Annotated in this window: 13 protein-coding genes and 1 pseudogene; 5 read left to right on the forward strand and 9 right to left on the reverse strand. The window is 66.1% G+C overall.

What is annotated here, in order from left to right; genetic code table 11:
* Window positions 1–10 precede the first annotated feature (10 nt).
* The 3 genes from rsmA to G6N27_RS10930 all read right to left on the reverse strand — a co-directional run bounded on the left by rsmA (window position 11) and on the right by G6N27_RS10930 (window position 3,036).
* A complete protein-coding gene (gene rsmA, locus G6N27_RS10920) occupies window positions 11–961 on the reverse strand; it encodes a 16S rRNA (adenine(1518)-N(6)/adenine(1519)-N(6))-dimethyltransferase RsmA (protein ID WP_276045091.1) in 951 nt (316 codons plus the stop codon).
* A complete protein-coding gene (locus G6N27_RS10925; RefSeq protein ID WP_163776349.1) occupies window positions 925–2,052 on the reverse strand; it encodes a resuscitation-promoting factor in 1,128 nt (375 codons plus the stop codon). Before G6N27_RS10925 ends, rsmA begins: the two co-directional genes overlap by 37 nt.
* A gap of 138 nt (window positions 2,053–2,190) precedes the next feature.
* Complete coding sequence (locus G6N27_RS10930; protein WP_179963372.1) at window positions 2,191–3,036, reverse strand: TatD family hydrolase; 846 nt, start codon at window positions 3,034–3,036, stop codon at window positions 2,191–2,193.
* A gap of 18 nt (window positions 3,037–3,054) precedes the next feature.
* On the opposite strand from G6N27_RS10930, the gene metG reads away from it, so the two are divergent.
* Window positions 3,055–4,596 carry a methionine--tRNA ligase gene (gene metG, locus G6N27_RS10935; protein WP_163776350.1) on the forward strand — a complete coding sequence of 514 codons (1,542 nt, stop codon included), beginning with the start codon at window positions 3,055–3,057 and terminating at the stop codon, window positions 4,594–4,596.
* On the opposite strand, the gene G6N27_RS10940 is transcribed toward metG, so the two are convergent.
* Window positions 4,593–4,958, reverse strand: a complete 366-nt coding sequence (locus tag G6N27_RS10940; RefSeq protein WP_163776351.1) for a hypothetical protein — start codon at window positions 4,956–4,958, stop codon at window positions 4,593–4,595. The two genes, metG and G6N27_RS10940, sit on opposite strands and share 4 nt — an antisense overlap.
* A gap of 20 nt (window positions 4,959–4,978) precedes the next feature.
* Window positions 4,979–5,440, reverse strand: coding sequence for a DUF1772 domain-containing protein (locus G6N27_RS10945; RefSeq protein ID WP_232064952.1), 462 nt, complete (start codon window positions 5,438–5,440; stop codon window positions 4,979–4,981).
* Window positions 5,441–5,515: 75 nt separating this feature from the next.
* Between G6N27_RS10945 and G6N27_RS10950 the strand changes: the two genes are divergently transcribed.
* The 4 genes from G6N27_RS10950 (at window position 5,516) to G6N27_RS10965 (ending at window position 9,538) form a co-directional block, all read left to right on the forward strand.
* Window positions 5,516–6,094, forward strand: a complete 579-nt coding sequence (locus G6N27_RS10950; protein WP_163776353.1) for a TetR/AcrR family transcriptional regulator — start codon at window positions 5,516–5,518, stop codon at window positions 6,092–6,094.
* A 76-nt stretch (window positions 6,095–6,170) separates the two neighbouring features.
* The gene (locus G6N27_RS10955; protein WP_163776354.1) at window positions 6,171–7,346 is read left to right on the forward strand and encodes an NAD(P)/FAD-dependent oxidoreductase; all 1,176 of its coding nucleotides are present in this window, start codon (window positions 6,171–6,173) and stop codon (window positions 7,344–7,346) included.
* Window positions 7,343–8,245 (forward strand): RNA polymerase sigma-70 factor, encoded by a 903-nt coding sequence (locus G6N27_RS10960; protein ID WP_232064954.1) that lies wholly within the window; start codon window positions 7,343–7,345, stop codon window positions 8,243–8,245. The genes G6N27_RS10955 and G6N27_RS10960 overlap by 4 nt, the downstream gene beginning before the upstream one ends.
* Window positions 8,246–8,266: 21 nt before the next feature.
* Entirely contained in the window at window positions 8,267–9,538 is a 1,272-nt protein-coding gene (locus G6N27_RS10965; protein WP_163776356.1) for an aminodeoxychorismate synthase component I, read from the forward strand.
* Here G6N27_RS10965 and G6N27_RS25260 read toward each other — a convergent pair.
* The 4 genes and pseudogenes from G6N27_RS25260 to G6N27_RS10985 all read right to left on the reverse strand — a co-directional run.
* Window positions 9,494–9,595 (reverse strand): annotated as a pseudogene (locus tag G6N27_RS25260) (16S rRNA (cytidine(1402)-2'-O)-methyltransferase); the annotation flags it as partial. The gene G6N27_RS10965 and the pseudogene G6N27_RS25260 overlap by 45 nt on opposite strands.
* 131 nt (window positions 9,596–9,726) lie before the next feature.
* On the reverse strand, window positions 9,727–10,977 hold the full coding sequence (locus G6N27_RS10975; RefSeq protein ID WP_163776357.1) for an HNH endonuclease signature motif containing protein: 1,251 nt from the start codon (window positions 10,975–10,977) through the stop codon (window positions 9,727–9,729).
* 178 nt (window positions 10,978–11,155) lie between these two features.
* On the reverse strand, window positions 11,156–11,992 hold the full coding sequence (gene rsmI / locus G6N27_RS10980; protein ID WP_163776358.1) for a 16S rRNA (cytidine(1402)-2'-O)-methyltransferase: 837 nt from the start codon (window positions 11,990–11,992) through the stop codon (window positions 11,156–11,158).
* A gap of 91 nt (window positions 11,993–12,083) precedes the next feature.
* Window positions 12,084–24,464: a BTAD domain-containing putative transcriptional regulator gene (locus G6N27_RS10985; protein WP_163781649.1), complete on the reverse strand. Its 12,381-nt coding sequence runs from the start codon at window positions 24,462–24,464 to the stop codon at window positions 12,084–12,086.
* Window positions 24,465–24,483 lie beyond the last annotated feature (19 nt).

Genomic DNA, 24,483 nt, shown 5'->3' on the forward strand with positions numbered 1-24,483 from the left:
CCGCACGAGACTAGCTCGCCGAGGCGTGCTCCTGCGACAGATCGTCGCCCTCGGGGGTGGCGCCGCCGCTGTCGCTCGAGCGCTGATATAGCCGGATGAATTCGTCGATGGTCAGCGTCTCGCCGCGGCGCGCCGGGTCGATGCTCGCGGCAAGCAGCCGGCTCGCCGACTCGTTGCCCGAGCCGGCCCACTCGACGAATGCGTTGCGAGATGTCTTGCGCCGCTGAGCAAATGCGATGTCGATGAGTTTGAAGACGTTCTTGCGGAACGTCGGGTCGGTCGGCCATGGCGAGGTCGCATAGCGGTCGATGCGCACCAGCCCGGAGTAGACGCGCGGGATGGGCCAGAAGACGGTCGGCGACACCATGCCGTGCCGGCGGACCTGGCCGTAGTAGCGCACCTTGACGCTGGGTACGCCGTATTCCTTGCCGCCCGGCTCGGCAGCCAGTCGCTCGGCGACCTCGGCTTGCACCATTACGGTCACCGTGCGCAGCGACGGGAATTCGGCGAGCAGGTGCAGCAGCGCGGGAACGGCGACGTTGTAGGGCAGGTTCGCCACCACCGCGGTCGGTTCGGCGGCCAGGTCGTCGGGTCGCAGTGTCAACACATCGCGGTTCAGCACGGTCAGTCGCTGAATTTCACTGTGCGCGTGTTCGGCAACGGTCTGCGGCAGCCGGTCGGCCAGCACGGGATCGATCTCGACGGCGCTGACGGTGGCGCCGCGGTCCAGCAGGGCCAAGGTGAGCGACCCCAGGCCGGGGCCGACCTCCAGCACGTGGTCGTGCCGGTTGATGCCAGACGCCGAGACTATCCGGCGGACGGTGTTGGCGTCGTGGACGAAGTTCTGCCCCAACGATTTACGCGGCCGGAACTCGAGTTCTTTGGCCAGCCGTCGGATTTCGGTCCGTCCGAGTAACCGGATGGTCAGCGCGCACCCGCTCTGCCGCTGCACACCGGCCATGCGCCCCAGCCCTGACGGGCTTGCGTCACTTGGGCGACGGCGATCTGCTCTTCGCGGCTGGCCAGGTCGGCGCGCGGGGCGAACCGCAGTCCACCGTTACGTTCCCAGGTGTTCTGGTCGAACTGGACACCGCCGTAGTAGCCGTTGCCGGTGTTGATCGCCCAGTTTCCACCGGCCTCACACCGCGAGATCGCATCCCAGATCTCGCCGTTGGCGACCGTCGGCACCTCGGTGCCGGGTTTGGTGCCGACCCGAACCACCGCCTCGCGGGCGGGGGTGATCACGTGGCTGGCGATCGGCAGCCGGCCGGTCTCGACGCCGTTGACCTTCGACACCGAGAACGTCATGTCCTGGCTGCCCGCGGAGCCCTTGTCCTCGACGACCTCTTTGCTCATGTTCATGTTCGGGTCTTCGATGCGGCGCCGCGGCGGGTCCAGCGGCACCCGCTCGGTGATCCGCTCGATCCGGATGCGGGTCACCTGGATGTGCATGCCGTCGATCACGGGCGCCCCCGCGCCGGGCGTGACCTGGTCGCTCTGCACCAGCGGCGCTCCGATGTTGGCCAGCAGTTCACCGACCCGAGCCGCGGCGAGGTGGACGTTGCGCACCACGCCGGCATCGTCGAGCTCGACCGTCTTGGCGCTGACCACCGGCAAGGCCATCCCGGCCAGCGGCACCCGGCTGCCACGCGACGCTGCCGCCGGAGCAGTGTCGGTCATCGCGAGCTGGGCGAGCGCCTCGTCGACCGTGGAGGCCGTGGTCCACACCTGCTTGGTGTTCTGGCCGTCCAGCGAGATCTGCAACGGCCGGCTGCGGCGCAGCACGATGTTCGCGGCGTTGGCGACTCGTTCACCGGCACCCGGGTAGAGGTCGTCGCGATCGCTGACGGCGAACCCGTTCTCCTTGATGATGTCGATCACCCGCGACTTCATGGTGGTCACGGTCATCGCGGTGCCGTCGACGTTGAGCGTCACCGTCTTGTAGTCGGCGACCGCATAGCCGCCGGCGAATGCCAGGACGAGCAACAAGCCGGCGACGAGAAGCCGCAGAGCGGGAGAGGGAGCCTGATGAAGTTTCGTAAGTATATTCAACGCGCGCGTATCCCTGACCTCATAAATCACTGCTCTAACAAAGAAAAGGGGCCTCAAGGCCCCCACCCGTTCGATCACAAGACGGTAACGAACAGGCCCACAGTAGAGCAACTTGGGCGGATGCGCATTAACCGATTTTTAACGCCCCGCCGCCAGCCCGTAGGTCCGGCGGGCATTACCCGTGGTGACCTCGGCCAACTCCTCGGCGGGCAGATCGATCAGTTCGGCCAGCGCCCGCGCCGTGTAGGGCAGGCAGTACGGTTCGTTCGGTGCGCCGCGGTAGGGATGCGGTGTCAGGAACGGCGCGTCGGTCTCGACCAGCAGCTGCTCCGGCGGGATGAGCGGAACGGCTTCGCGCAGCTCACGCGCATTGCGAAAGCTAACCGTCCCGGACAGGCTGACCAGCCATCCCGCCTCGACGCAGGCACGCGCCAGGTCCACGCCGGACGAGAAACAATGAAAGATCACGGTGTCCGGCGCGCCCTCGGCCCGCAGCACGTCGAGCACCTCGGCATCGGCGTCGCGATTGTGGATCATCAACGGCTTGCCGGTGCGCTTGGCCAGATCGATGTGCCACGCGAAGGCCTCCCGCTGCACGGCAGGTTCTGCGCAGCCCTCCAACCGGCCAGGCCAGTACATGTCCATCCCGGTCTCGCCGATCGCCACCACCCGGGGTTCCCCGGCGAGGTGTTCGATCTCACTTCGGGCCGCATCGGTGAGCGCGTCGGCGCGGGTGGGGTGCAGGGCGACCGCGGCGTAGACCCGCGGGTCCCACTCGGCGGCCCGGGTCGCCCAGCGGGCCGCGGCCAGGTCGTCGGCGATGGTGACCACCGCGGTCACCCCGACGGCCGCGGCACGATCGACGATCACGCGCACGTCGTCGGCATCCCTGGCCCCGCAGGCATCCAGATGGGTGTGAGCGTCGACCAGCGGGCTCAACGGCTGCGGAGCGGGCGGCGGCTCACGTTTGGAACTCACGCGCACACAATAAGGTGAGACGCGATGACGCCGTACTACCTCACCACCGCGATCACGTACCCGAATGGCGCCCCGCACGTCGGGCACGCCTACGAGTACATCGCCACCGACGCGATCGCCCGGTTCAAGCGGCTCGACGGTTTCGACGTGCGTTTCCTGACCGGGACCGACGAACACGGCCTGAAGATGGTCGAAACCGCAGCGGCAGAAGAGATTCCGACCGCCGACCTGGCGCGTCGCAACTCCGATGTGTTCCAGGGTCTGCAGAACAAGCTGAACATCTCCTTCGACCGGTTCATCCGCACCACCGACGCCGATCACCACGAGGCGTCCAAGGAGATCTGGCGCCGGATGGACGCTGCCGGCGACATCTATCTGGACAGCTATTCCGGCTGGTACTCGGTGCGTGACGAACGGTTCTTCGTCGAATCCGAGACCGCGCTCGTCGACGGGACGCGGGTCGCCGTCGAAACCGGCACCCCGGTGACCTGGACCGAGGAGCAGACCTACTTCTTCCGCCTCTCGGCCTACGCCGAGAAGTTGCTGGCCCACTACGAGGCCAACCCGGATTTCATCGCACCCGAGGTGCGGCGTAACGAGGTGGTCAGCTTCGTCTCCGGCGGTCTGCGTGACCTGTCGATCTCGCGCACCTCGTTCGACTGGGGGGTCAAAGTTCCCGAGCATCCCGATCACGTCATGTACGTGTGGGTGGACGCGCTGACCAACTATCTGACCGGGGTGGGTTTCCCGGACACGAATTCCGCGCTGTTTCAACGCTATTGGCCGGCCGATCTGCACATGATCGGCAAGGACATCATCCGGTTTCACACCGTCTACTGGCCTGCCTTCTTGATGTCCGCCGGAATCGACTTACCGCGAAGGGTTTTCGCGCACGGCTTCCTGCTCAACAAGGGCGAGAAGATGAGCAAGTCGGTGGGCAACATCGTCGACCCGGTGACCCTGATCGATACCTTCGGCGTCGACCAGCTGCGTTACTTCCTCCTTCGCGAAGTCCCGTTCGGCCAGGACGGCAGCTACAGCGAAGAGGCGATCATCACCCGGATCAACACCGACCTGGCCAACGAGCTGGGCAACCTGGCTCAGCGGTCGCTGTCGATGGTGGCCAAGAACCTCGACGGAATCGTGCCAACACCTGGCGATTTCACCGCCGAGGACACCGAACTACTGGCCGTCGCCGACGGCCTGCTCGACAAGGTTCGCGCCGAGTTCGACAACCAGGCAATGCATTTGGCGCTGGAGGCGGTCTGGTTGATGCTCGGCGCGGCGAACAGGTATTTCTCGGCGCAGCAGCCGTGGGTGTTGCGTAAGAGCGAGTCCAAGGCCGACTACGTCCGGTTTCAGACCGTGCTGTACACCACCTGCGAAGCGGTTCGCATTGCGGCGCTGCTGATTCAGCCAGTCATGCCCGAGTCGGCCAGCAAGCTGCTGGATCTGCTCGGTCAGCCGGCCGAGCAGCGGAACTTCGACGCGATCGGCACCCGCCTGGTGCCCGGCACGCCGCTGCCGGCGCCCTCCGGGGTCTTCCCCCGATACCAGGTCGACTAGCTGCCGGTCAGCCGAACGTGGACGGTCACCCGCCCTTCGTCATCGCGCTCGGCGACGCCGTGCCCGGCGTGCTCGACCCCGTCGAGCGTCAACGACAGCGGAGCGCCGTCGCCCAGGAAGTTGCGCCACCAGGTCTTGGCGTCGGGCATGTTCACGCCGATGTCGACGATCTCGCCGCGGCGGCGGTAGGCCACCGGGATGTTGAACGTTCGTCCGGATCGTCGCCCGGTGTAGCTGACCATCGTGATGCTGCGACGCAGTCCCGATCCCAGGCGCGGGGAGTTCGCGATCGCCGCGACCGGCGCGTTGAAAAGCGGGGCCCCGCGCATGAACAGTCGCCCCAACTTCGTGCCTATGCCCATTGTGTTGATCCTTCCCAGTTTCAGGTCAGCAGTGCTGCGCACAACGCCGTGACAGCGAAGCCTTGCAGGACGGCCCTGATCGTGATGACCCTGTCCCAATGATGTTGCAGTGCACGTGCATTCATCAATGGCTCCGGTTTGCCGGCGGCCGCGGTGAGTTGGCGGTTGATCGGCGCGCTCACCGACAGGTAGAGCCCGAGCCACACCACCAGCAATCCGACCGCGACGCCGGCCGCGATCGCCGGAATCGCGCGGCCGGACGCCGCGGCCAGCACTGCGCTGACAGCCGCGGCCACCAGGCCGATGACACCAGGCACCGGCATCCGCCGGTCGCCGTAGCGGTGCACGTTACCCATCACTGCCACCAGCGCCCGGTCGTCGACCTGGGCGAGGGCGGGCCGTTGAACCAGTGCGCAGAACACGTCGGTCCCGTAGACCACCGCGGTGCCCAGCACCGCGATCAACGCGAAGAAGTCAGACATGCTAGCGACGCTAACCCTTGGCGGAGTTCGTGTCAATAGCGGCGCTATTTTCTCTATCGGCGCTAACATACTCTCATGGCCATCGAGGATCGCCGCGCGCGCGAACGTGCTGCCCGCCGTCAACTGATCACCACCACCGCTCGCAGGTTGGCCGAACGGGAGGGTTGGGACGCCGTCACCACCCGACGACTGTCGACCGAGATCGAGTACAGCCAGCCGGTCCTCTACAAGCACTTCTCCGGCATGGAAGACATCGTCGCCTCGGTCGCCATTGAGGGCTTCGCCGAACTCGGCCGGGTGCTGGCCGCAGCGCGCGGCCGCGCGGTCGACGGACCGGATGCGCTGGCACGAGTTGCCCACGCGTTCATCGGGTTTGCGCACGACAACCCGGTGTTGTTCGACGCGATGTTCACCCGCGCTACGACGATGAGGTTCGCCACCGACGACACACCGGCAGAGCCGAGGGCCGCTTTCGGCGAGTTGCGTGCGGCGGTGGACATGGTCGCTGGTGAGCGGGACCCCGACACCCTGGCCGAGGTGGTCTGGGCCGCCCTGCACGGGCTGGTCACCCTCGATCGCGGCGGCCGGCTGCGACCGGACTACCGCGAGGCCCGCATCGATCTTCTGACCGCCGCGGTCGTCGCCTCGCAGTGAGCCTGGTCACAGCGAGTCACATCCGCAGCCGCCGCGGTGTCTTGAGGGCAGCACATCCCGAGAACAGGAGACAACCATGACCGCCCAGCGCACTCACATCGTCGTGATCGGCGGCGGATACGCCGGCACACTGGCCGCCAACCATCTGCGCCTGCGCGCCGATGTCGACATCACCGTGGTCAACCCGCGGCCGGTGTTCGTCGAACGAATCCGCTTGCACCAAATGGTCGCCGGCAGCGGCACCGCCGCCGTCGACTACGGCACCCTGCTCGGCGAAGGCATCCGACTCGTCGTCGACGGCGCCGAGCGCATCGACGCCACTGCCCGCACCGTCGAGCTGACGTCCGGCGCGGTGCTGGACTACGACTACGTCATCTACGCGGTGGGCAGCACCGGAGCGGTCCCGGCCGCGGTCCCCGGTGCGGCTGAATTCGCTTATTCCGTCGCGGAATTCGAACACGCCGAGCGGCTGCGTGACACGCTGGACGAACTGCACCCCGACGCGCCGGTCACCGTCGTCGGCGCCGGACTGACCGGCATCGAGACGGCGTCGGAGTTGGCCGAGCAGGGCCGACGGGTGAACCTGGTCTGCGGCGGGACGCTGGGGCCGTCGCTCAGCAAGCCCGGACGGCGTTCGGTGGCCAAGTGGCTGCGCCGCCTCGGAGTCGACGTGTTCGAGACCGCGACGGTCGCCGAGGTCCGCCACGATGAGGTGGCGCTGGCCGATGGCGCGCTGCTGCCCAGCGCGGTGACGGTATGGACGGCGGGCTTCGGGGTGCCAGATCTGGCCGCCCGCAGTGGGCTTCGCACCGATAGCCTCGGACGGTTGCTCACCGATGAGACACTGACCAGCGTGGACGATGCCCGCATCGTGGCGGCCGGCGACGCCGCCGCGCCCTCCGACCACCCGCTGCGGATGAGCTGCCAGGCCGCCATTCCGCTCGGCGCGCAGGCCGCCAACACCGTGCTCAGCCGCATCGCCGGCACGCCGCCCGCGGCCATCAACCAGGCGTTCACCGGACAGTGCGTGAGCCTCGGCCGCGGCTACGGCACCATCCAGACCTCCCGGCCCGACGACACCCCGCTGAACCTGGTGATAGGCGGCCGGGCGGCCGCGGCGATCAAGGAGGCGATCTGCAAGGGCACCGTGTGGGGCATTCGCCGCGAAGCCGCCAAACCGGGATGGTACCGCTGGCTCAAGGGCGGCAAGCGATCCGAGAAGTTCGCATCCGATGCGATCTCGGTGCCGTGACCGCCGCCGACGAGCACGCCGAACGATTCATCCTGCTGCGCCCGCTGCTCTTCACCATCGCCTACGAGATCACCGGCTCCACAACAGAATCCGACGACGTACTACAGGACAGCTACCTGCGCTGGGCGCAGGTAGACCTGGCCGACGTCCACGATACGAAGTCGTATCTGGCGCGGCTGGTCACTCGTCAGGCGCTCAACACTTTGCGGGCCGACGCGCGGCGTCGAGAAGACTACGTCGGACCGTGGCTACCCGAGCCATTGCTGCTCGACGAGCAAGATCCGTCGGCCGATGTCGTTCTGGCCGAATCGGTTTCGATGGCCATGCTGGTGCTGCTGGAGACGTTGAGCCCGGACGAACGCGCGGTCTTCGTGCTGCGTGAGGTGTTCGGCTTCGACTATGACGAAATCGCCTCTGCGGTCGACAAATCGGTGCCCGCCGTTCGGCAGGTCGCCCACCGGGCCCGCGAGCACGTGCACGCCCGACGCAAACGCTTCACCCCGGTCGACCCTGCACAGAACGCCCGCATCGCGACCGAATTCATGGCGGCGGCCGCAGGCGGCGACGTGCAGATGGTGATGTCGATGCTGGCCCCCGACGTGGTGTGGACCGCCGACAGCGGCGGCAAGGCCAGCGCGGCCCGTCGACCGGTGATCGGCGCCGACAAGGTCGCCAGGGCGGTCGTCGGTCTGGTCAGCAAGGGAATGCAGGTCCCCGACGTCCGGGTGGAGCTGGTCACCTGCAACGCCGCGCCGGCGATCGCCATCTATGTCGCCGACTATCTCGAGGGCCTTTTCACCGTCGAGATCATCGACGGCACGATCACCAACTTCTACGCGATGCGTAACCCTGACAAGCTCGCGGCGGCCGCGACCGTACGCAAAATCAGCCGCAGCTGAGATTTCTGCAAAGCTGGGGGCGTGCGAATCGACCGGCTCGGTGATCTCGGCAGCGCTCCCGAGGTGCTGCGCGCCGTCGGCGACGCCGCGAACCGGTGGGAATTGCCGCCGCCGGCGGCACTGACCGGGGGCTGGTTCGGCGCGTCGGCGTTGATCGCACCGAGCGTGGATATCCGGCCTATCGAGACCGAAAACGCCTTCGACGTGCCACCCGGTTCGCACAGCACCGCGGTCGGCGGTGGCTGGGTGGGCTACCTGTCCTACCCCGATGCGGGTTCGGCGGGGTGTCCGGCCCGGATCCCGGAGGCCGCCGGCGGCTGGACGGACTGCGTGCTGCGGTGCGACCGCGACCGGCAGTGGTGGTACGAGAGCTTGTCCGGAGCGCCGATGCCCGACTGGCTGGTCCACGCGCTGAGCACACCGGTACCGGCGCAGGCGTTCCGGATGGACTGGGACTCGGCCGACCGCAAGGCGCACCGCGAGGGCGTGCTGGCCTGTTTGGAAGCGATCCGGGCCGGCGAGGTGTATCAGGCCTGCGTGTGCACGCAGTTCGCCGGCACCATCACCGGGGAACCGCTGGATTTCTTCATCGACGGCATCACGCGCACCGCGCCGGCGCGGGCGGCCTACGTCGCCGGGTCATGGGGCGCGGTGGCCTCGCTGTCACCGGAACTCTTCTTGTGCCGGCGCGGCGATGTCGTCACGTCCAGCCCGATCAAGGGCACGGTGCCGCTGACGGCTCCCCCGTCGTCGCTGCGGGCCTCGAGCAAGGACGTGGCCGAGAACGTCATGATCGTCGACCTGGTCCGCAACGACCTGAGCCGGGTCGCCGTCACCGGGTCGGTGACGGTGCCGGAGCTGCTGGTGGTGCGGCCGGCTCCGGGTGTCTGGCACCTGGTGTCGACGGTGTCGGCGCAGATGCCCGTCGAGCTGCCGATGTCAGCTCTGCTGGACGCGGCATTCCCGCCCGCGTCGGTCACCGGCACACCCAAACTCCGAGCGCGACAACTGATTTCGCAGTGGGAGCAGACCAGGCGCGGAGTCTACTGCGGCACAGTCGGTTTGGCCTCGCCGATAGCCGGCTGCGAGCTCAACGTGGCGATCCGGACGGTGGAGTTCGACGCCGTCGGCAACGCGGTGCTGGGTTCCGGCGGCGGCATCACCGCCGACTCCGACGCCGACGCCGAGTGGGAGGAATGCCTGCACAAGGCGGCGCCGATCATCGGCGCGGGTGCGGCTTCAGCCGCTTCAGGCCCGCGATCGCAGCACCGCGTCGTAGAGCTCACGCCGTGACGGCGCCCCCGGCGTAGCCGCAATCATTTGCGCGCAGGCGTCTTTCACGCCCATCCCGGCAGAGTTGCGGGTTTAAATGCGGCGTTGAGTATCAAGACCCGATAGCTAGCATCGCGAATGAATTCCGCTGTGCCTGAAGCTGTTTAGACCTGGGTACGGTGCCAGTCACGACCTGCTCCAGCACTGACCTAATTATATGTTGGTGGCGCCTGCGGCTGGAAGGGTTCGTACCACCACCAGTCGGCGCGCTCGCCGGTTGGCCCGGGACACGGTGGGACATCGGGCGGGGGAAGGGTCGGCGGACGTGCGAGAGATCCTGAGCTGAGTTGTCGAGCAGAGCTGTCGGTGACGATGAGATCGTCGGCGGTTCCGGCGATGGTGATGACGCCGCGATGGTGCAACCGGTGGTGATACGGGCAGACCAGCACCAGGTTGAACAGCTCGGTCGGACCACCGTCTTCCCAGTGCCGGATGTGGTGTGCGTGTAGCCCGCGGGTGGCCCCACAACCCGGAACCGCGCACGCGGCATGGCGGTACTCGAGCGCGCGGCGAAGCCGCCGGTTGACCTGGCGGGTCGCCCGCCCGGCGCCGATGACCTGGCCGTCCCGTTCGAACCAGACTTCACAGGTGGCATCACAGGTCAGGTACCGGCGTTCGGCGTCGGTGAGCAGCGGACCCAGATGCAGCGCCGCCGCGCGCTGGGCAACGTCGACGTGCACCACCACGGCGGTGTGCTGCCCGTGTGGGCGGCGGGCCGCCTCGGCGTCCCATCCGGCTTCGATTAGGCGCATAAACGCGTCGACAGTGGTGGGCAGCGGCGGTACATGATCGCCGGCGGGCTCGCCGTGGCCGTGGTCCTGTTTCCACTCGGCGAACAGCGCATCCCGATGAGACGCCAATGCCGCGTCGAACGTCGCCGCCTCGTCGTGGGGAAGTTTGATCCGCCAACAGCTCGACGCCGCGTCGGCGGTCTTGCTGATCGAGCGCGGGGGTGGTTCAGGTCGAGGATCAGGTTCGGGTCGCGGTTCCAATCTCACCGCGGTGCTCAGCTGGTTGACCGTCGCGACAGCGGCGAGCTCGGCGTAATGCTGATCGGAGCCCTCGCCTGCCCGTCCCGCGATCACCCCGATCTGATCCAGCGACAGTCGACCTTCCCGCATGCCCGCCGCGCAGCGGGGAAACTCCTGCAGCCGGCGCGCCACTGTCGCGATCGTGTGGGCATTTCCCGATGACGAGCCCAGCTTCCAAGCCACCAACGCTGCCACCGACCGTGCACCCGTAGCCCCCCACAGCTCGTCGCGATCCAACTCGGCGACAATCTCCACAACGCGCCCATCGATGGCGTTGCGCTGACCGGCCAACTCCGCCAACTCCCCGAACAACACCTCCACACGCTCGGCAGGGCTCACCACTTCAGGAGACGACGCGGTCAAGGACATAACCGCATCATTACAGCCGGGTCCGACAAGTTTCGGCCGTCGATCCGAGCCGGGGTAGGCCGTAGTCACCTCTAAGCGGCACGCCCGATTGGCCACCGACCGCTGCTTACCCCAGCCTCCGGCATGGCCACCGCCGCGGCTACCTCGAACCGCAAATCGTGAGCCAAGTCAAGCCGCGTCAGTCGCGCGATCGCAGCACCGCGTCGTAGAGCTCACGCCGTGATGCGGCTCCGGGCGTAGCCGCAATCACCTGCGCGCAAGCGTCTTTGACGCCCATGCCGGCGTCGACCAACTCATTCGCCCGAGCCACCAATGTCGGCAGATCGGCGCGTAGCACGGCACCGGCCAACACCACGGTTATCTCGCCCAGCACGCCGTCGGCCGCCCACGCGGCCAACTCCTGCAGCGATCCGCGTGCCACTTCCTCGTGCACCTTGGTCAGCTCACGGCATACCGCGGCCCGACGGTCCCCGCCAAGCTGATCGACGGCGTCCTGCAGGCAAGCGGCCAGCCGGCGCGGCGATTCGAAGAACACCGCGGTGCGCTGCTCCGTCGCCAGCGACGCCAGCCAACTCTTGCGCGCGGCTTGCTTGCGTGGCGCGAACCCCTCGAAGCAGAACTTCTCCGACGACAACCCCGAAACCGCCAGCGCGGTCGTCACCGCAGACGGACCGGGCAGGCACTGCACCGGCAGACCTGCCTCCACACACGCCGCCACCAGCCGGTGGCCCGGGTCGTTGATCAGCGGCATGCCCGCGTCGCTGACGACCAGCACGGTGGCGCCCGCGCTGATCGCGTCGACCAGCTCGGGCACCCGGGCGGCCTCGACGTGATCGAAGAAGCTGACGATGTTGCCGCCGATCCGGACATCGAGCGCCTTGGCCAGCGTCCGCACCCGGCGGGTGTCCTCGGCGGCCACCATATCGGCCGACGCCAGGGCGGCGATTAGCCGCGGTGACGCATCGGACGGCTGGCCCAACGGCGTGGCGCCCAGCAGCAGTCGGCCTTCGGTCATGCGCCGCTCCTCAGCATCGCTTCGCTCTGCATCGTCGTCGGCGGGCGGTCATGGGGCACAGCCTACGATCGGTCGGCCGACCTCCCATGAATCAGACCGGTCGGTTGAATTCCTGTAACCGGGCGAGGGCCACGTCGCGTTGATCTTCATCGAAGGCCTCCAGACGGGTGACACGTTCACCGCGGAGAAGCATGAGCACGACGAACGAAATCTCGGCCGCGACGCCATCGGTCGACGTGCCCTTCAGAGCTATCCGGCCCACGATGCCTATCGCAGAGCGCGCCAGAACCTCGGCGAGCTCGACCCATAAGTCGGGCACGAGGGATGCAATTGTCTGCATTGATGTCAGCCAGTCGGCGATCGTGCCGTTGACCGATTGCGCCAGCTGTCGGTGGTTGACGTAGTCGGCGCCAGCGAAATGTGTTGCGACAGCATCCCAGTCATGACGGTTGATCGTCGCGTTGATCCGGTCCACCGCTTGGATGAGGTCGGGATAGGCAACCTCCCCCGACGCGACCCATCGGGCAGTGATTTCAGCGAAGGCGTCGTCAAGGTCGTCGGGATCGAAGCTGATGAGCTCCTGCAATAGGTCGTCGTCGTTGACTTCCGCGAATTGCAAGAGCTCCACCACGATCGGCCGGTCGGCCTCGTCGACGTCGCGATAATACTCGCGGACTAACGAGAGCCGCGGTCCCCTGATAGCGATTGGCTCCACCTCCAACCGCCAGCTGCTGGGCGTCATCTCGAAGATGGTCCGCACGACCTCCCGCATCCGTGTTTGACCTTCGAATCCATCGCGCAGGCCTTTTCGCCGATCCTCAAATCGGTAATCCGGACCGGCGAGCGCAAGGAGCCCATCCACGTCGCGGCGGTTGACCGCCTGGGCCACGCGTGGCCAGATTCGGGTCGCGGCATTCCCGAAGGAAGGCGTCTGCCGCTCGAGCTCGTCGAACCTCGCCAGCGCGGCGTCCAGGTCTGCCTCGTCGAAGATTTCGCATCGTTTGATCCGGTCGCGTTCGACACCGAGAAGGTCGACCATTCGCCACTCGGCGGCGAAGCCTTCTATTGAGGTCCCGTACGCCGTATAGGTGACCACCGCTCCGAAGCTGCTGAGCCGATGCACCGCCTCGATGTGGGTGCTGAGGTCCGGCGTGAGGTCCCAAATGGCGTGCATGGCCGCCGGCAGATCACTCGCGTCGGCCGGGGCGAGCGTCCGGTGGTCGATGGTTACCCAATCCGACATCGTCGGCGGTAGCTCGTGCCGGTTGAACGCGGCGGTGGTCCTCGCGATAACCGACCACACGCGCGAATACGCGGCCGCCTCGCCGACGAGATACTGGGCGTCGAGTTCCTCGAATGCAGCATCGATGTCGTCGATGTCGAATAGGAAGCGCGCCGCGACCCGGTTGTTTGCATCGATCTCGACGATGCCGAGCATTTCACTGTGGAACGCCTCCGGTCGGTGATCTCGGCCCGAGAGGCGGAGTCGGGTGAGGACAAGGCGCTCGCCACGGGTTGCGATGACCGTCGACCTTAGATCGGTCGCCCCGAGGTCGGCGATCGCCCGTACGTTCGCGAGGTCAACGTCTCGTCCGTGCAGAATCCCGCTGCTGACAACCGAACGGCGATCTTCGGTGAATACTTCATCGGCCGAATTCTCAGCGACTGCAGCCCAATTGCGCTCCGCGAAGAAGGCCCGGAAACGCTCGACTAGTTGGCTTGCGGCGTTTTCCAGTCGCCGTGGCTGCGGTTGCAGCTCCGCGAAGCGCGCCATCGCGGCGTCCAGGCCCGCCTCGTCGAACAGCTCGCAGCGGTTAATGTTGTCGTCCCCGACCACCAGAAGTTCGATCATGCGCCATTCGGCAGCAAAGCCTTCTGGCGTCGACCCATACGCCGCATGGGTGACGACTGCTCCGAGGCTGCTTAGCCGATGCACGGCTTCGATGTACATCTTGAGGTTTGGCGTGATATCCCATGCGCCGCGGATGTACGCGATCTGATCAGCCGCCTCGAAAGTGGCACGCATCCGGTGGTCGATCGTCAACCAATCCGATGTCCAAACGGGTAGTTCGTGCTTATTCAGTTGGGCATAGCCCTCGGTGACGACCGACCAAACGCGTTGGCAGGCGGCGTCTTCGCCGGCGAGATAGCGGGCATCAAGCTCCTCGAAGGCGGCGTCGATGTCGTCAAGGTCGAACGTGACCAGCGCGACGATCCGCTCGTCGGCGTCGATCTCGGCGATGCCGAGCACGTCGGCGCCTACCTCGCCGGACATGCCACGGTTGAAGATATGGAGATGAGCGAGGGCAAGGCGCTCGCCGCGGGCCGCGATGACGTTCGAAGACATGGTCGGTGCGCTGACCTCGACGACGACTCGATTGTCCGCGATGTGCACATCTCGGCCGCGTCGAATCCCTGCGTTCACGACACGGCGGCGGTCGTCCGAGACAATGTCGTCGGCAAGTAGCTTCGCCAAGGCGGCCCAGTCGCGGGCTGCGAAGTGCGCCAGGTACCGCTCGATGATTCGGCTTGCCGCGGTTTTCAGCCGTGGTGGTTGCCGCTGCAGTTCCTCAAAGCGGGCGAAGCCGGCGTCCATGTCGGTCTCGTCGAAGATCTCGATGCGGTCGAGCGAGTCGCCTTCGACCGTCAGGAGCGTTATCTCCCGCCACTCGGCCTCAAAACCTTCTTGCGAGATCCCATGTGTCGTCTGAGTGTTGACCGCTCCGAGGTCGGTCAAACGATGCACGGCCACGATGCGGTTCCTGATGTCCGGCGCGACGTCCCACGTGGCATGGATGTACTCCGCCATGTCACCGGGCGCGAAAGCTGTCACAGGCCGGTGATCGATATTGACCCAGTGCGGCGTCACCGAAGGCATCTCGTGCCGGTTGAACGCTGCGTTGACGTTCGCGATGACCGACCATGTGTGCGCGTGGGCGGCCGCTTCTCCGGCGAGATACCGGGCGTCGAGTTCCTCGAAGGCAGCGTCGATTTCGTCGAAGTCGAATGTGACCGTCGCGACGAGCCGCTCGTCGGCGTCGATCTCGCCGATGGCGAGCGCTTCTGTGGAAAATGCCTCGGGCTCGTCATCGCGGTCCGACAAACCGATGCGCATGAGGGCGAGGCGCTCACCGCGGATCGCCATGACGGTCGATTCCAGATTCGTGTTCCACAGCTCTGCCCTCGCCCGCATGTCTGCGATGTGGGCGTCTCGACCATGTCGGACTCCCGAGCCGACCAGCCGACGGCGATCGTCGCTGCAATAGTTGTCGACCAGCATCTCCGCCATCGCCTGCGAGTCCGCTGCCGCGTAGTACTCCAGGAAGCGCTCGTGGAGACGGCTTGCCCCGTTTTCCAGTCGTCGTGGCTGCGGTTGCAGTTCCTCGAGACGCGCAAGCGCGGCGTCGAGGTTGGCCTCGTCGAATAGCTCGCAGCGGCTGATCTTGTCGCCTTCGTACGTCGTCAGGACGACAGTCCGCCACTCGGCGTCAAAACCCTGCTGGGAGCTCCCATTCACGACGTGGGTAACGACCGCGCCACTCTCGTGTAACCGATGCGCGGATTCGATGTAGATGCCGGATTGCGGCGAGAGGTCCCACGTTGCACGGAGGTATGCGCCGAGATCGCCGTCTGCGATCGGTGCGAGTCGCCGGTGATCGATATTTACCCAGTCCCGCGTCGTCGCTGGGAGTTCGCGCCTGTTGAGCGCTGCATACGCTCGGGTGACGCGGGCCCACGTCAGTGCGTGGGCGGCCGCCTCGCCGGCGAGGTAGCGGGCGTCGAGTTCGGCAATGGCCGCGTCGATGTCATCCACGTCGAACATGACGACCGCTGCGATCCGCTCGTCGGCGTCGATTTCGACGATGTTGAGGGCCTCATTTTGAATCGACTCGGGGTCGGCGCCGGAAGCGTGAAAGCGCTCGAGAGTGAGGCGTTCGCCCCGGCTCGCAATGATTGTCGACGTGAAGTTCGTCAACAAGCCGACTTCGGCGGCCACCCGTGTATTCTCGGCGCCGGCGTCTCGGCCATGCATCACTCCGGCATTCACGACCCGGCGACGGTCATCGAGGCAGTAGTCGTCGGCGAAATCCTGTGCCAGGGCCTCCCAGTCGCGGGTCGAGATATGCACCGAAATGCGTTCTGCTACAGCATTTTTTAACCGCAATGCCGGAATGCCGAGTTGGTCGAACTTTGCGAGCGCGGTGTCCATATCTGCCTCATCGAACATTTCGCAGCGGTTGACCATGCCACCGTCGAGCGTCAAAAAGTGGATCCCTCGCCACTCGGCGTCTAAGCCGTCTTGCGTGGTTCCATGCGCGGCGTGCGTGACGAGCGCTCCCAGGCCACTCAGCCGATGCACAACCTCGATATAGCCCGTAAGCTCCGGAGTGAGATCCCAAGCAGTGCGGAGGTTTTCGCCCAGATCCGCCGCCTCGAACGTCGCCCGTAACCGGTGATCGATGTTCACGTAGTCCGGCGCCGATGGCGGGACCTCGTACCGGTTGAGCGCGGCGTAGCCGGCAGCGATGACGGACCACGCGTCTCGATATGGTGCTGCCTCACCGGCGATGTACCTGGCGTCGAGTTCTTCGATGGCTGCGTCGATATCGTCTGGGTCGTATGCGACGCGTGCCAGGATCCGCATCTCGGCGGTGGTCTCGACGATATTGAGCATCTCGATGCGGAATCCCCCAGGTTGCTCGTCGTCGCCCGCGATACAGGTCCGGCAGAGGACAAGGTGTTCGCCTCGAATCGCGATGACTGTCGCCGTACTCTTCTTGGCCCCAATGTCCGCGAAGGCCCGCATATTCGCGATTTCGACATCCCGGCCCCGCCTGATCTCAGCGTTCACGACTCGTCGCTGGTCGTCGACAGATGTATCGGGGGTCAGCAGCTCCCCCATGGCAGCCCAGTCGCGGTCGGCGAAGTACCTTCGGAAGCGCTCGTACGCCTGACTTGCCGCGTTTTCCAGCCGTGGCGTCGGTCGGCTGAGCTGATCGAACTTCGCGAGAGCAGCGTCTAGGTCTCCCTCATCGAATACCTCCATGCGGGAGACCATTTCGCCGTCGACGGTCATCAAGGTGACCCCCCGCCACTCGGCGTCAAAGCCCTCGCGCGAGGTCCCGTGTCCCGCCCACGTGAAAACCGCACCGAGGTCGTTCAACCGATGTGCTCTCTCGATGTAGGTCTTGAGGCTTTGGCCGAGGTCCCAGCCGATACGGATGTATTCGAGACCTTCGCCGGGCGCAAACGCTGCCCCGCGGCGGTGGTCGAGACTCACCATATCCGTTGTCACCGGCGCGATTTCCCGCCGATTATGCGCAACGATAACACCCGCGATTACCGACCACGTGTGCGCGTGGGGTGCCGCTTCGTCGGCGATGTACCGCGCGTCGAGTTCCGCGATCGCGGCTTCCAGGTCGTCGAGATCGAACACCACGAATACCACGATCCGTTCGTCGGCGTCGATCTCGATGACGACCAGGAATTCACCTCGAATCGCCTCGGGGTCGCGGCCCGAGGCTTCAAGATGGATAAGGATGAGGTGCCCACCCCGAGTCGCAACGTCTGTCAGCGTCAAGTTCGTAAAGCCGACGTCGGCGGCCGCCTGCCAGTTTGCGATCTCGGCATCTCGCCCGTGCCGGATCCCCGCGTTTACGGCCCGACGGCGATCTTCGGTGACGAAGTTGTCAGCCAGTACGTCCGCAAGCGCATCCCAGTCACGGGTCGTGAAGTAACCCGAGGCGCGTTCGGCGACTCGGCCTGCCGCGTTTTCCAGCCGCGGTGGCGGCGGGTTGAGCTGATCGAACCTCGCGAGCGCGGCGTCGAGGTCTGCCTCGTCGAAAACCTCGCAGCGACTGAGCATGTCGCCTTCCACCGATGCAACGGTGATCACCCGCCACTCGGCGTCGAAGCCGTCTTTCGAGGTCTCACGCGACGTGTTGGTGATGACCGCTCCGAGATCATTCAGGCGATGCACAGCCTCGACGGAATGCCTGAGTTCCGTCGTGAGATTCCACGCCGCGTCAAGTAACGCAGGCATTTCACCGGACGCAAACGATGTTCCCCGGCGGTGGTCAATGTTGACCCAATCTGTCGTCGTCGAAGGCAGTTCATGTCTATTGAGCGCCGCGTAGCCAGCCGTGATCACCGACCAGGTGTGCGCGTGGGGAGCCGCTTCGCCGGCGAGGTAACGGGCGTCGAGTTCCGTTATGGCGGCGTCGAAGTCGTCGAGGTCGAACACGGCAATCGCCGAGATCTCACCGTCGGAGTTGATTTGGATCAGGCCCAGCACCTCGTTGAGGAATTCCCCGGACCCGCTGCCTTCGCCGCCCGAGACGTGCGCAAGGATGAGGCGTTGTCCACGGGCTGCGATAACGACGGACGCGAAGTGGGCGATTCCGACTTCGGCGGCCGCTTGCAGGTTAGCGATCTCGGCATCCCGACCGTGCTTGATCCCTGCGTTTACGAGCCGCCGGCGATCGTCCACACAGATGTCGGCGGCCAACACCTTCGCCAGCGCATCCCAATCACGCGCGGCGAAGTGCGCCATATACCGCTCGGACGCTTGGCTGGCCCCATTTTCCAGCCGCGGTGCCGGCCGGCTGAGCTGGTCGAATTTCGCGAGTGCTGCTTCGAGATCGCCCTCATCGAAAATCTCGCAGCGGTTGACCATGTCATCTTCCACCGTGGCAACAGTGATCACCTGCCACTCGGCGTCGAAGCCCTCGTCCGAGACTCCTTGCCCCACATCGGTCCAGACCGCTCCGAGGTCGCTCAGTCGATGCACAACCTCGACGTAATTCCGGGTCGTTTGCTTGAGATCCCACCCCGCACTAAGGTATTCGACCAGCTCGCCGGGCGCGAACGCCGTCCCGAGGCGGTGGTCGATGGTTGCGCAGTCCGGTGTGATCGGCGGCAGCTCCTGCCGGTTGAGCGCGGCGTGGCCGGCCATGATCCGTGACCATACGCGCGCGTGGGCGGCCGCTTCGCCGGCGAGATATCGGGCGTCGAGCTCGGCTAGGGCGGCGTCGAAGTCGTCGAGCTCGAATATGACAAACGCCGCGATCTTATTGTGCGAGTTAATTTCAACGACGCTCATGACATCCGTGCTGAACTCCGCGGACCCGCCGCCACCGCCGACCGAGGCGTGCGTCAGGATTAGGCGCTCGCCGCGGGTTGCGATGACAACAAACGCCGTGTAGGTGATCCCGACCTCGGCGGCGGCCTGCATGTTTGCGATCTCGGCATCTCGCCCGTGCCGGATCCCCGCGTTTACGGCACGACGGCGATCGTCGGTGACAAACTCGTCAGCCAGTACGTCCGCGAGCGCATCCCAGTCGCGGGCCGCGAAGTACGCCGAGTGGCGCTCGGCCGCATGGCTTGCCGCGTTCTCCAGCCGCCGCATCTGCGGGCGCAGCTCCCCGAAGCGGGCAAGCGCGGCGTCGAGGTCTGCCTCTTCGTAGACCTCCACCAGCGGTCCGCCGGAAAGAAACAAAAAGGTGCGGCCCCACTGCAATTCGTTCCCGTGTGCGTCGGTCCCTTCGATGACGAGGGTGGAGACTAGCCCGTGGGCGTCGAGCGCATGTACGGCCTTCGTCCAATAGCGGGCGTCGGGCACCAGTGTCCACAGCTCCTCGATCGCTCGCCCATAGTTTTCCGCCGACCCGAACGGGACGCGTCGATGATCGGCAAACACAAGCCGCCCAAGCATTGGCCCCGGCTCGTGACGATTGAGCTCCCCCACCGTGTCCATTACGGGCCGCAGGACATGTGCGTAGGCTGCCGCTTCGCCGGCGAGGTATCTCGCATCGAGCTCGGCTAGTGCTGCGTCGATGTTGTTGGAGTCGAACGCGATTTGTGCCACTATCCGCTCTTGGGAGTCGATCTCGACGACGTCGATCATCTCGTCGTCGAGCGGCTCGGGCCAGTCGCGGTTAGTGAACGAGTGACGAGCGAGCACGAGGCGCTCGCCGCGGGTCGCGATGGGGGTCGACGTTATGTCGACATAGCCGATCTCGGCGATCGCCCGCATGTTTGCAATTTCGGCATCTCGACCGTTGCGGACGCCGCCGTTCACCACTCGGCGACGATCGTCGCCCACAAAGTCGTCGGCCAATATCTTCGCCAGCGCGTCCCAGTCCCGGGCTGCGAAGTGTGCGAAATAGCGTTCGACCGCTTGGCTCGCAGTGCTTTCCAGCCGCCGAACCTGACGGTGTGCGTCTTCCGCGAAGCGTGCCTGCGCGGCGTCGAGTTCGGCGATCGCGGCTTCCATGTCTTCCATGTCGAAAAAGATCTGCAGGCAGATTCGACCCTCTTCGTCGATGGCGTATATCTGGAGAAATTCGTCCCGCGGCGCGCCAGGGCTCGCATCGGCAGTGCCCACCGCCATTCGACAGAGAGCCAGGCGCTCGCCTCGCACGGCGATATCGTGCGCGGTGACGTGCACGCCGCTCGCCCCTAGAATTCGTCCAACCTCATGTGCCCAGTCTTCCGGTGGGACAATCGCGCCGGCGGCATGGGTAAAGCCAATGACCTTCCGGTGACTCTCGCTGAAAACCTCGGGCGCATAGAGTCGCTCGAATTCGTCCCAGGCTTCGCGATTGATCGCAGCCGCAACGCGTTTGCCGGACCGTATGCATGCATTGTCGAGTTCGACAACCGGCGGTAATTCGGCTGGAGCCGGGGCAGAGGGTCGGCCGCTATCGCCGAGGATGAGCCGCGCCTTCTCGGCAAGTGCCGCAGCACCTTTCCGTTCATACAGATCCACCGCCCGTTCGGCAGCGGCGCGAGCCCCCGCAGCGTCACCGGCGGTGCCCAAAACCGTTGCCAGTGAAAGACATGCTTCGCCATGGTCGACCAGCGCGTCGGTGCTCGCTGCTAGGCTGACCGCAGCCTCGGCAACCCGTCGGGCCTCGACGTGATCACCGCCCCGCGCAAGCAGCTTCGCCCGCAGCGTGCGCCAGGCGATTGAGGCCTTCAGTGCGTGCCCAGCGAGATGCTCGCTCTCCGAGCACAATTCGTCGGCCTCGGCGTCTCGATCGAGCGCCAGACACGTCCGACCCAGCAACGCGGCCGTTTCGGCGGTGTCGGCGTCCAAGCCCATCCGACGAAAGCCGTTGTACGCCTTGCGCAGATGTGTCTCGGCTGCGGCCGGATCGTCGGCGACCAACTCGACAATGCCGGCAAACTGCTGAACTTCCAGAAGGGCATGGCGCAGGCCGAGTTCGGTGACAGTACGCCGTGCCGAGTCGATCATCCGCCGCGCCGCCTCGGCGCGTCCGCGGAAGGCCTCCAACACGGCCTGGCACCGTGTCGACGTCGCCTCAACCGCAGGAGAATCGGTCGTGATTCGCAGCAGCCGCACCACATCGAGACACCGTCCGCCCGCACGCGGGACCGGGTTCGGGCCCCACAGCGCGGCGAGAGGCGCGCCCGCCAACACCGCGTTGACCCGGCGATGATCACGCGCCCGCCTGGCCGCCGTGAGAGCGTCGTCCAGCGCGATTTCGCAGTCACCAATTCGGCCGAGGCGGGCAAGGCATGCGGCCCGAATAGTATGAGCGGTGGCTTCGCCTGCCGCATCGTCTAATTCGGCCAGTTTTTGGGCGGCCAAGCCTAAAGCGGTTTCAACCTCATCCAGTCGCTCGGGATGGATGAGCATTGACAGCTGGCCATCGAAGCACGTCGCCCATGCCGCAAGCCGCGCCGAATTGACTGTCGCGTGCTGCAATTGGGCGACCGCGCCTGCCGCAGATGCCACGTCACCGGCGGCCAGCAGAGCTTCGCAGCGCGCCACCAGTAGCTCGCCGGCCTGGTCCTCGCGGTCGGGAAGCTCGTCGTCGATCTCCTCCAGCGCGTGCAAGGCCTGGCCGTAAAGGTCGGCGGCGCCCTCGTAAGCGAGACGAGCCACCGCCTGGTCCGCGGCGCGTCGGCAGTACTCGACAGCTTTGGCCGCGTTTCCCGCCCAAGCACATTCGAAGTAATGGTGAGCCAGTTCGGCAAGCAGCTCGTCGTCGGCGCCGGGCTCGTTCTCGAGCGTCGTGGCGATGCGCTGGTGCAGCCGCAGGCGCCGCACCGACGGCAACTCGGCGAGCAGCGACTGTCGGACGATGGCGTGGTTGAACCGGTAGCGGCCGCCCGGCTCTTCGATGACGATGCCGGCCTTGCACGCCTCGTCGAACGCGTCAACCAGGTCCTGCTCGACCACCTTCTCCACGAGGTCCAGGGCGAACCGGCTACCGACGACCGCGGCCGCGGCGAGCGCTGTGTTCGTCTCCGCTGTAAGACGTGATAGGCGGCGGCTCACGGTTTCTCGGACACCTTGTGGCAATGTGGTCGGATCCCATACGCCGCCGGTCTCGTCCACGTGCCGCAGCGCCTCGATGAGGAAGAACGGGTTCCCACCGGTTACCGAGGCCAACGCCCGGGCGAGTTCTTCGTCGTTGTAACCGGCCTCGGTGACATATGCGGTCACGTCATCTTCGTCGAGGCCGGTGAGCGCAAGGCGGTTGGCGGTGCCCGAACCGGCACCGCGATGCAGGTCGGCGAGCATCGCCGCGAGGGGATGGGAACGGTCAAGGTCGGTGCTGCGGTACGTGCCGACGATCTGCACGCGCGCGCGATCACCGAAGCGCAGCAGATGCCGCAGCAACAGCAGCGTGGGCTTGGCCGCCCAGTGCAGGTCGTCGAGGATCAGCACGACGGGTGCGCCGGCGGAGGCGACTTCCAACAGTGCGACGACGGCGTCGAACAGTGCGTAGCGTTCGGTCTCCGGGTCGGCGCGGGTTGGCGCGGCCAGATCAGGAAGGAGGTCGGTCAGCCCGGGAACCAGAGGAAGTAATGCTTCAACGCCCCGCATTCCGCGGAGTCGGCTGGCGCCAAGACAGGGCACGAGCGAACGCAGCGCCTCCGCAAAGGGTTGATATGGCGCACCGAGATCTTCATCGCAGCGACCGTAGAGCACGATCGCGTCTAACTGGTAAGCCTGCCGGGACCACTCGCCGGCCAAACGTGTCTTGCCTACTCCTGGTTCGCCGGCAATCAGCACCGCATGCGTACCGCCGGCCAGCGCGGTCTGCCAGGCGGACACCAGCCCTTCGAGTTCACGGCCGCGCCCCACGAACGGTCCGGGGCCGGTCAGGACAGCGGGGAGGTCCGGACGCTCGATTGGTGCGTCGTTTGCCTCTTGAGGCGGTGCGGAGGTCTCCAGCCGCAGCTCGAAAACGTGCTCAGGGCGGGCCAGGTTCTTGAGCTGACGCATCCCTACATCGGCGAGCACAACGTCGTCGGGCAGCGAGTCAACGACGAGCTCGGCGATCGCACCAGAGCATAGGATCTGGCCGCCGATCGCCAACGACCGCAGGCGGGCAGCCCGATTGACCGCCCTACCGAAGTAGTCGCCGTCGCGCAGCTCGACCTCTCCGGTATGCAGTGCAACGCGGATACGCATTGGTTCTTGGAGCCCCCACGGTTCGTGGGAGATTGCCTCTTGAAGCTCGATAGCGGCGGCTGCGGCCGCCGAGGCCCGTTCGAAGACCGAGAAGGTGGCATCGCCCTCGCCACGCGTCTTGATCAGCCGGCCGGCGCGGGACGTGACGACCTGTTGGACGAGATCGTCGTGGCGCGCGAGCGCCGCCGCCATGGCGCCGGCGTCGGCCTCCCAGGCAGCCGTGGATCCCTCGATGTCGGTCAGCAGGAAGGTGACGGTGCGCGTGACCGACGGAAGATCTTGTGCAGCAGGGATTTCCAGCGCAGCGTCCTGTCCGACGATTAAGGTCTCGAGCCGGCGAAGCTCCGGCCCGGGATCGATTCCCAACTCGTCGGCCAGCAGCGTCCGTGCCCGTTGGTAAGCGCCAAGGGCTTCACCCTGCCTGCCGGCCCGATAGAGGGCGAGCATCAGCTGTCCCCAACGCCTTTCGCGCAACGGCGCATCGGCCACCGCCGCCTCGAGATCGCCGATGATCTCCGCGGCCCGGCCCGTCGTGAGCAGCACGTCGGCCCGATCCTCCACGAGCGCGGCATGTCCTTCGATCCACCGCGTCTTCTCAGATATTCCCCGGCGGGTATCGGGTAATTCGGGAGTGCCGCGCCAAAGAGTCAGCGCCTGCTCGAAGCGGGTCACCGCTTGGCTCATGTCGTGAGTCGCGGCGGCATCGCGTCCCAATCGAGCGGCCGTCTTGTAACGCGAGGCATCAACCTCGCTCTCGGCGAGGGTCCACCCCACTCCCTCGGTCAACACGAAGCCGTCTCCCAGGGTGCGGCGCACCGCGGAGATGTGGGTCTGCAGGGCCTTCGCGGCGGTGCGGGGTGGATCGTCGCCCCAGAGCAACTCGATGAGCGTTTCGGCCGACACCACCGAACCGCTGTGCAGGCCGAGCATCGTCAGGATGGCGCGCGGTTTCCCGCCCGGAATCGTGAACGGTGTGCCGTTCTGCCGGACCTGGAGAGGTCCCAAAACCCCCAGCTCCACGGCTTGAAGCGTACTCACG

Source organism: Mycobacterium cookii, assembly GCF_010727945.1.
GTDB lineage: Bacteria > Actinomycetota > Actinomycetes > Mycobacteriales > Mycobacteriaceae > Mycobacterium > Mycobacterium cookii.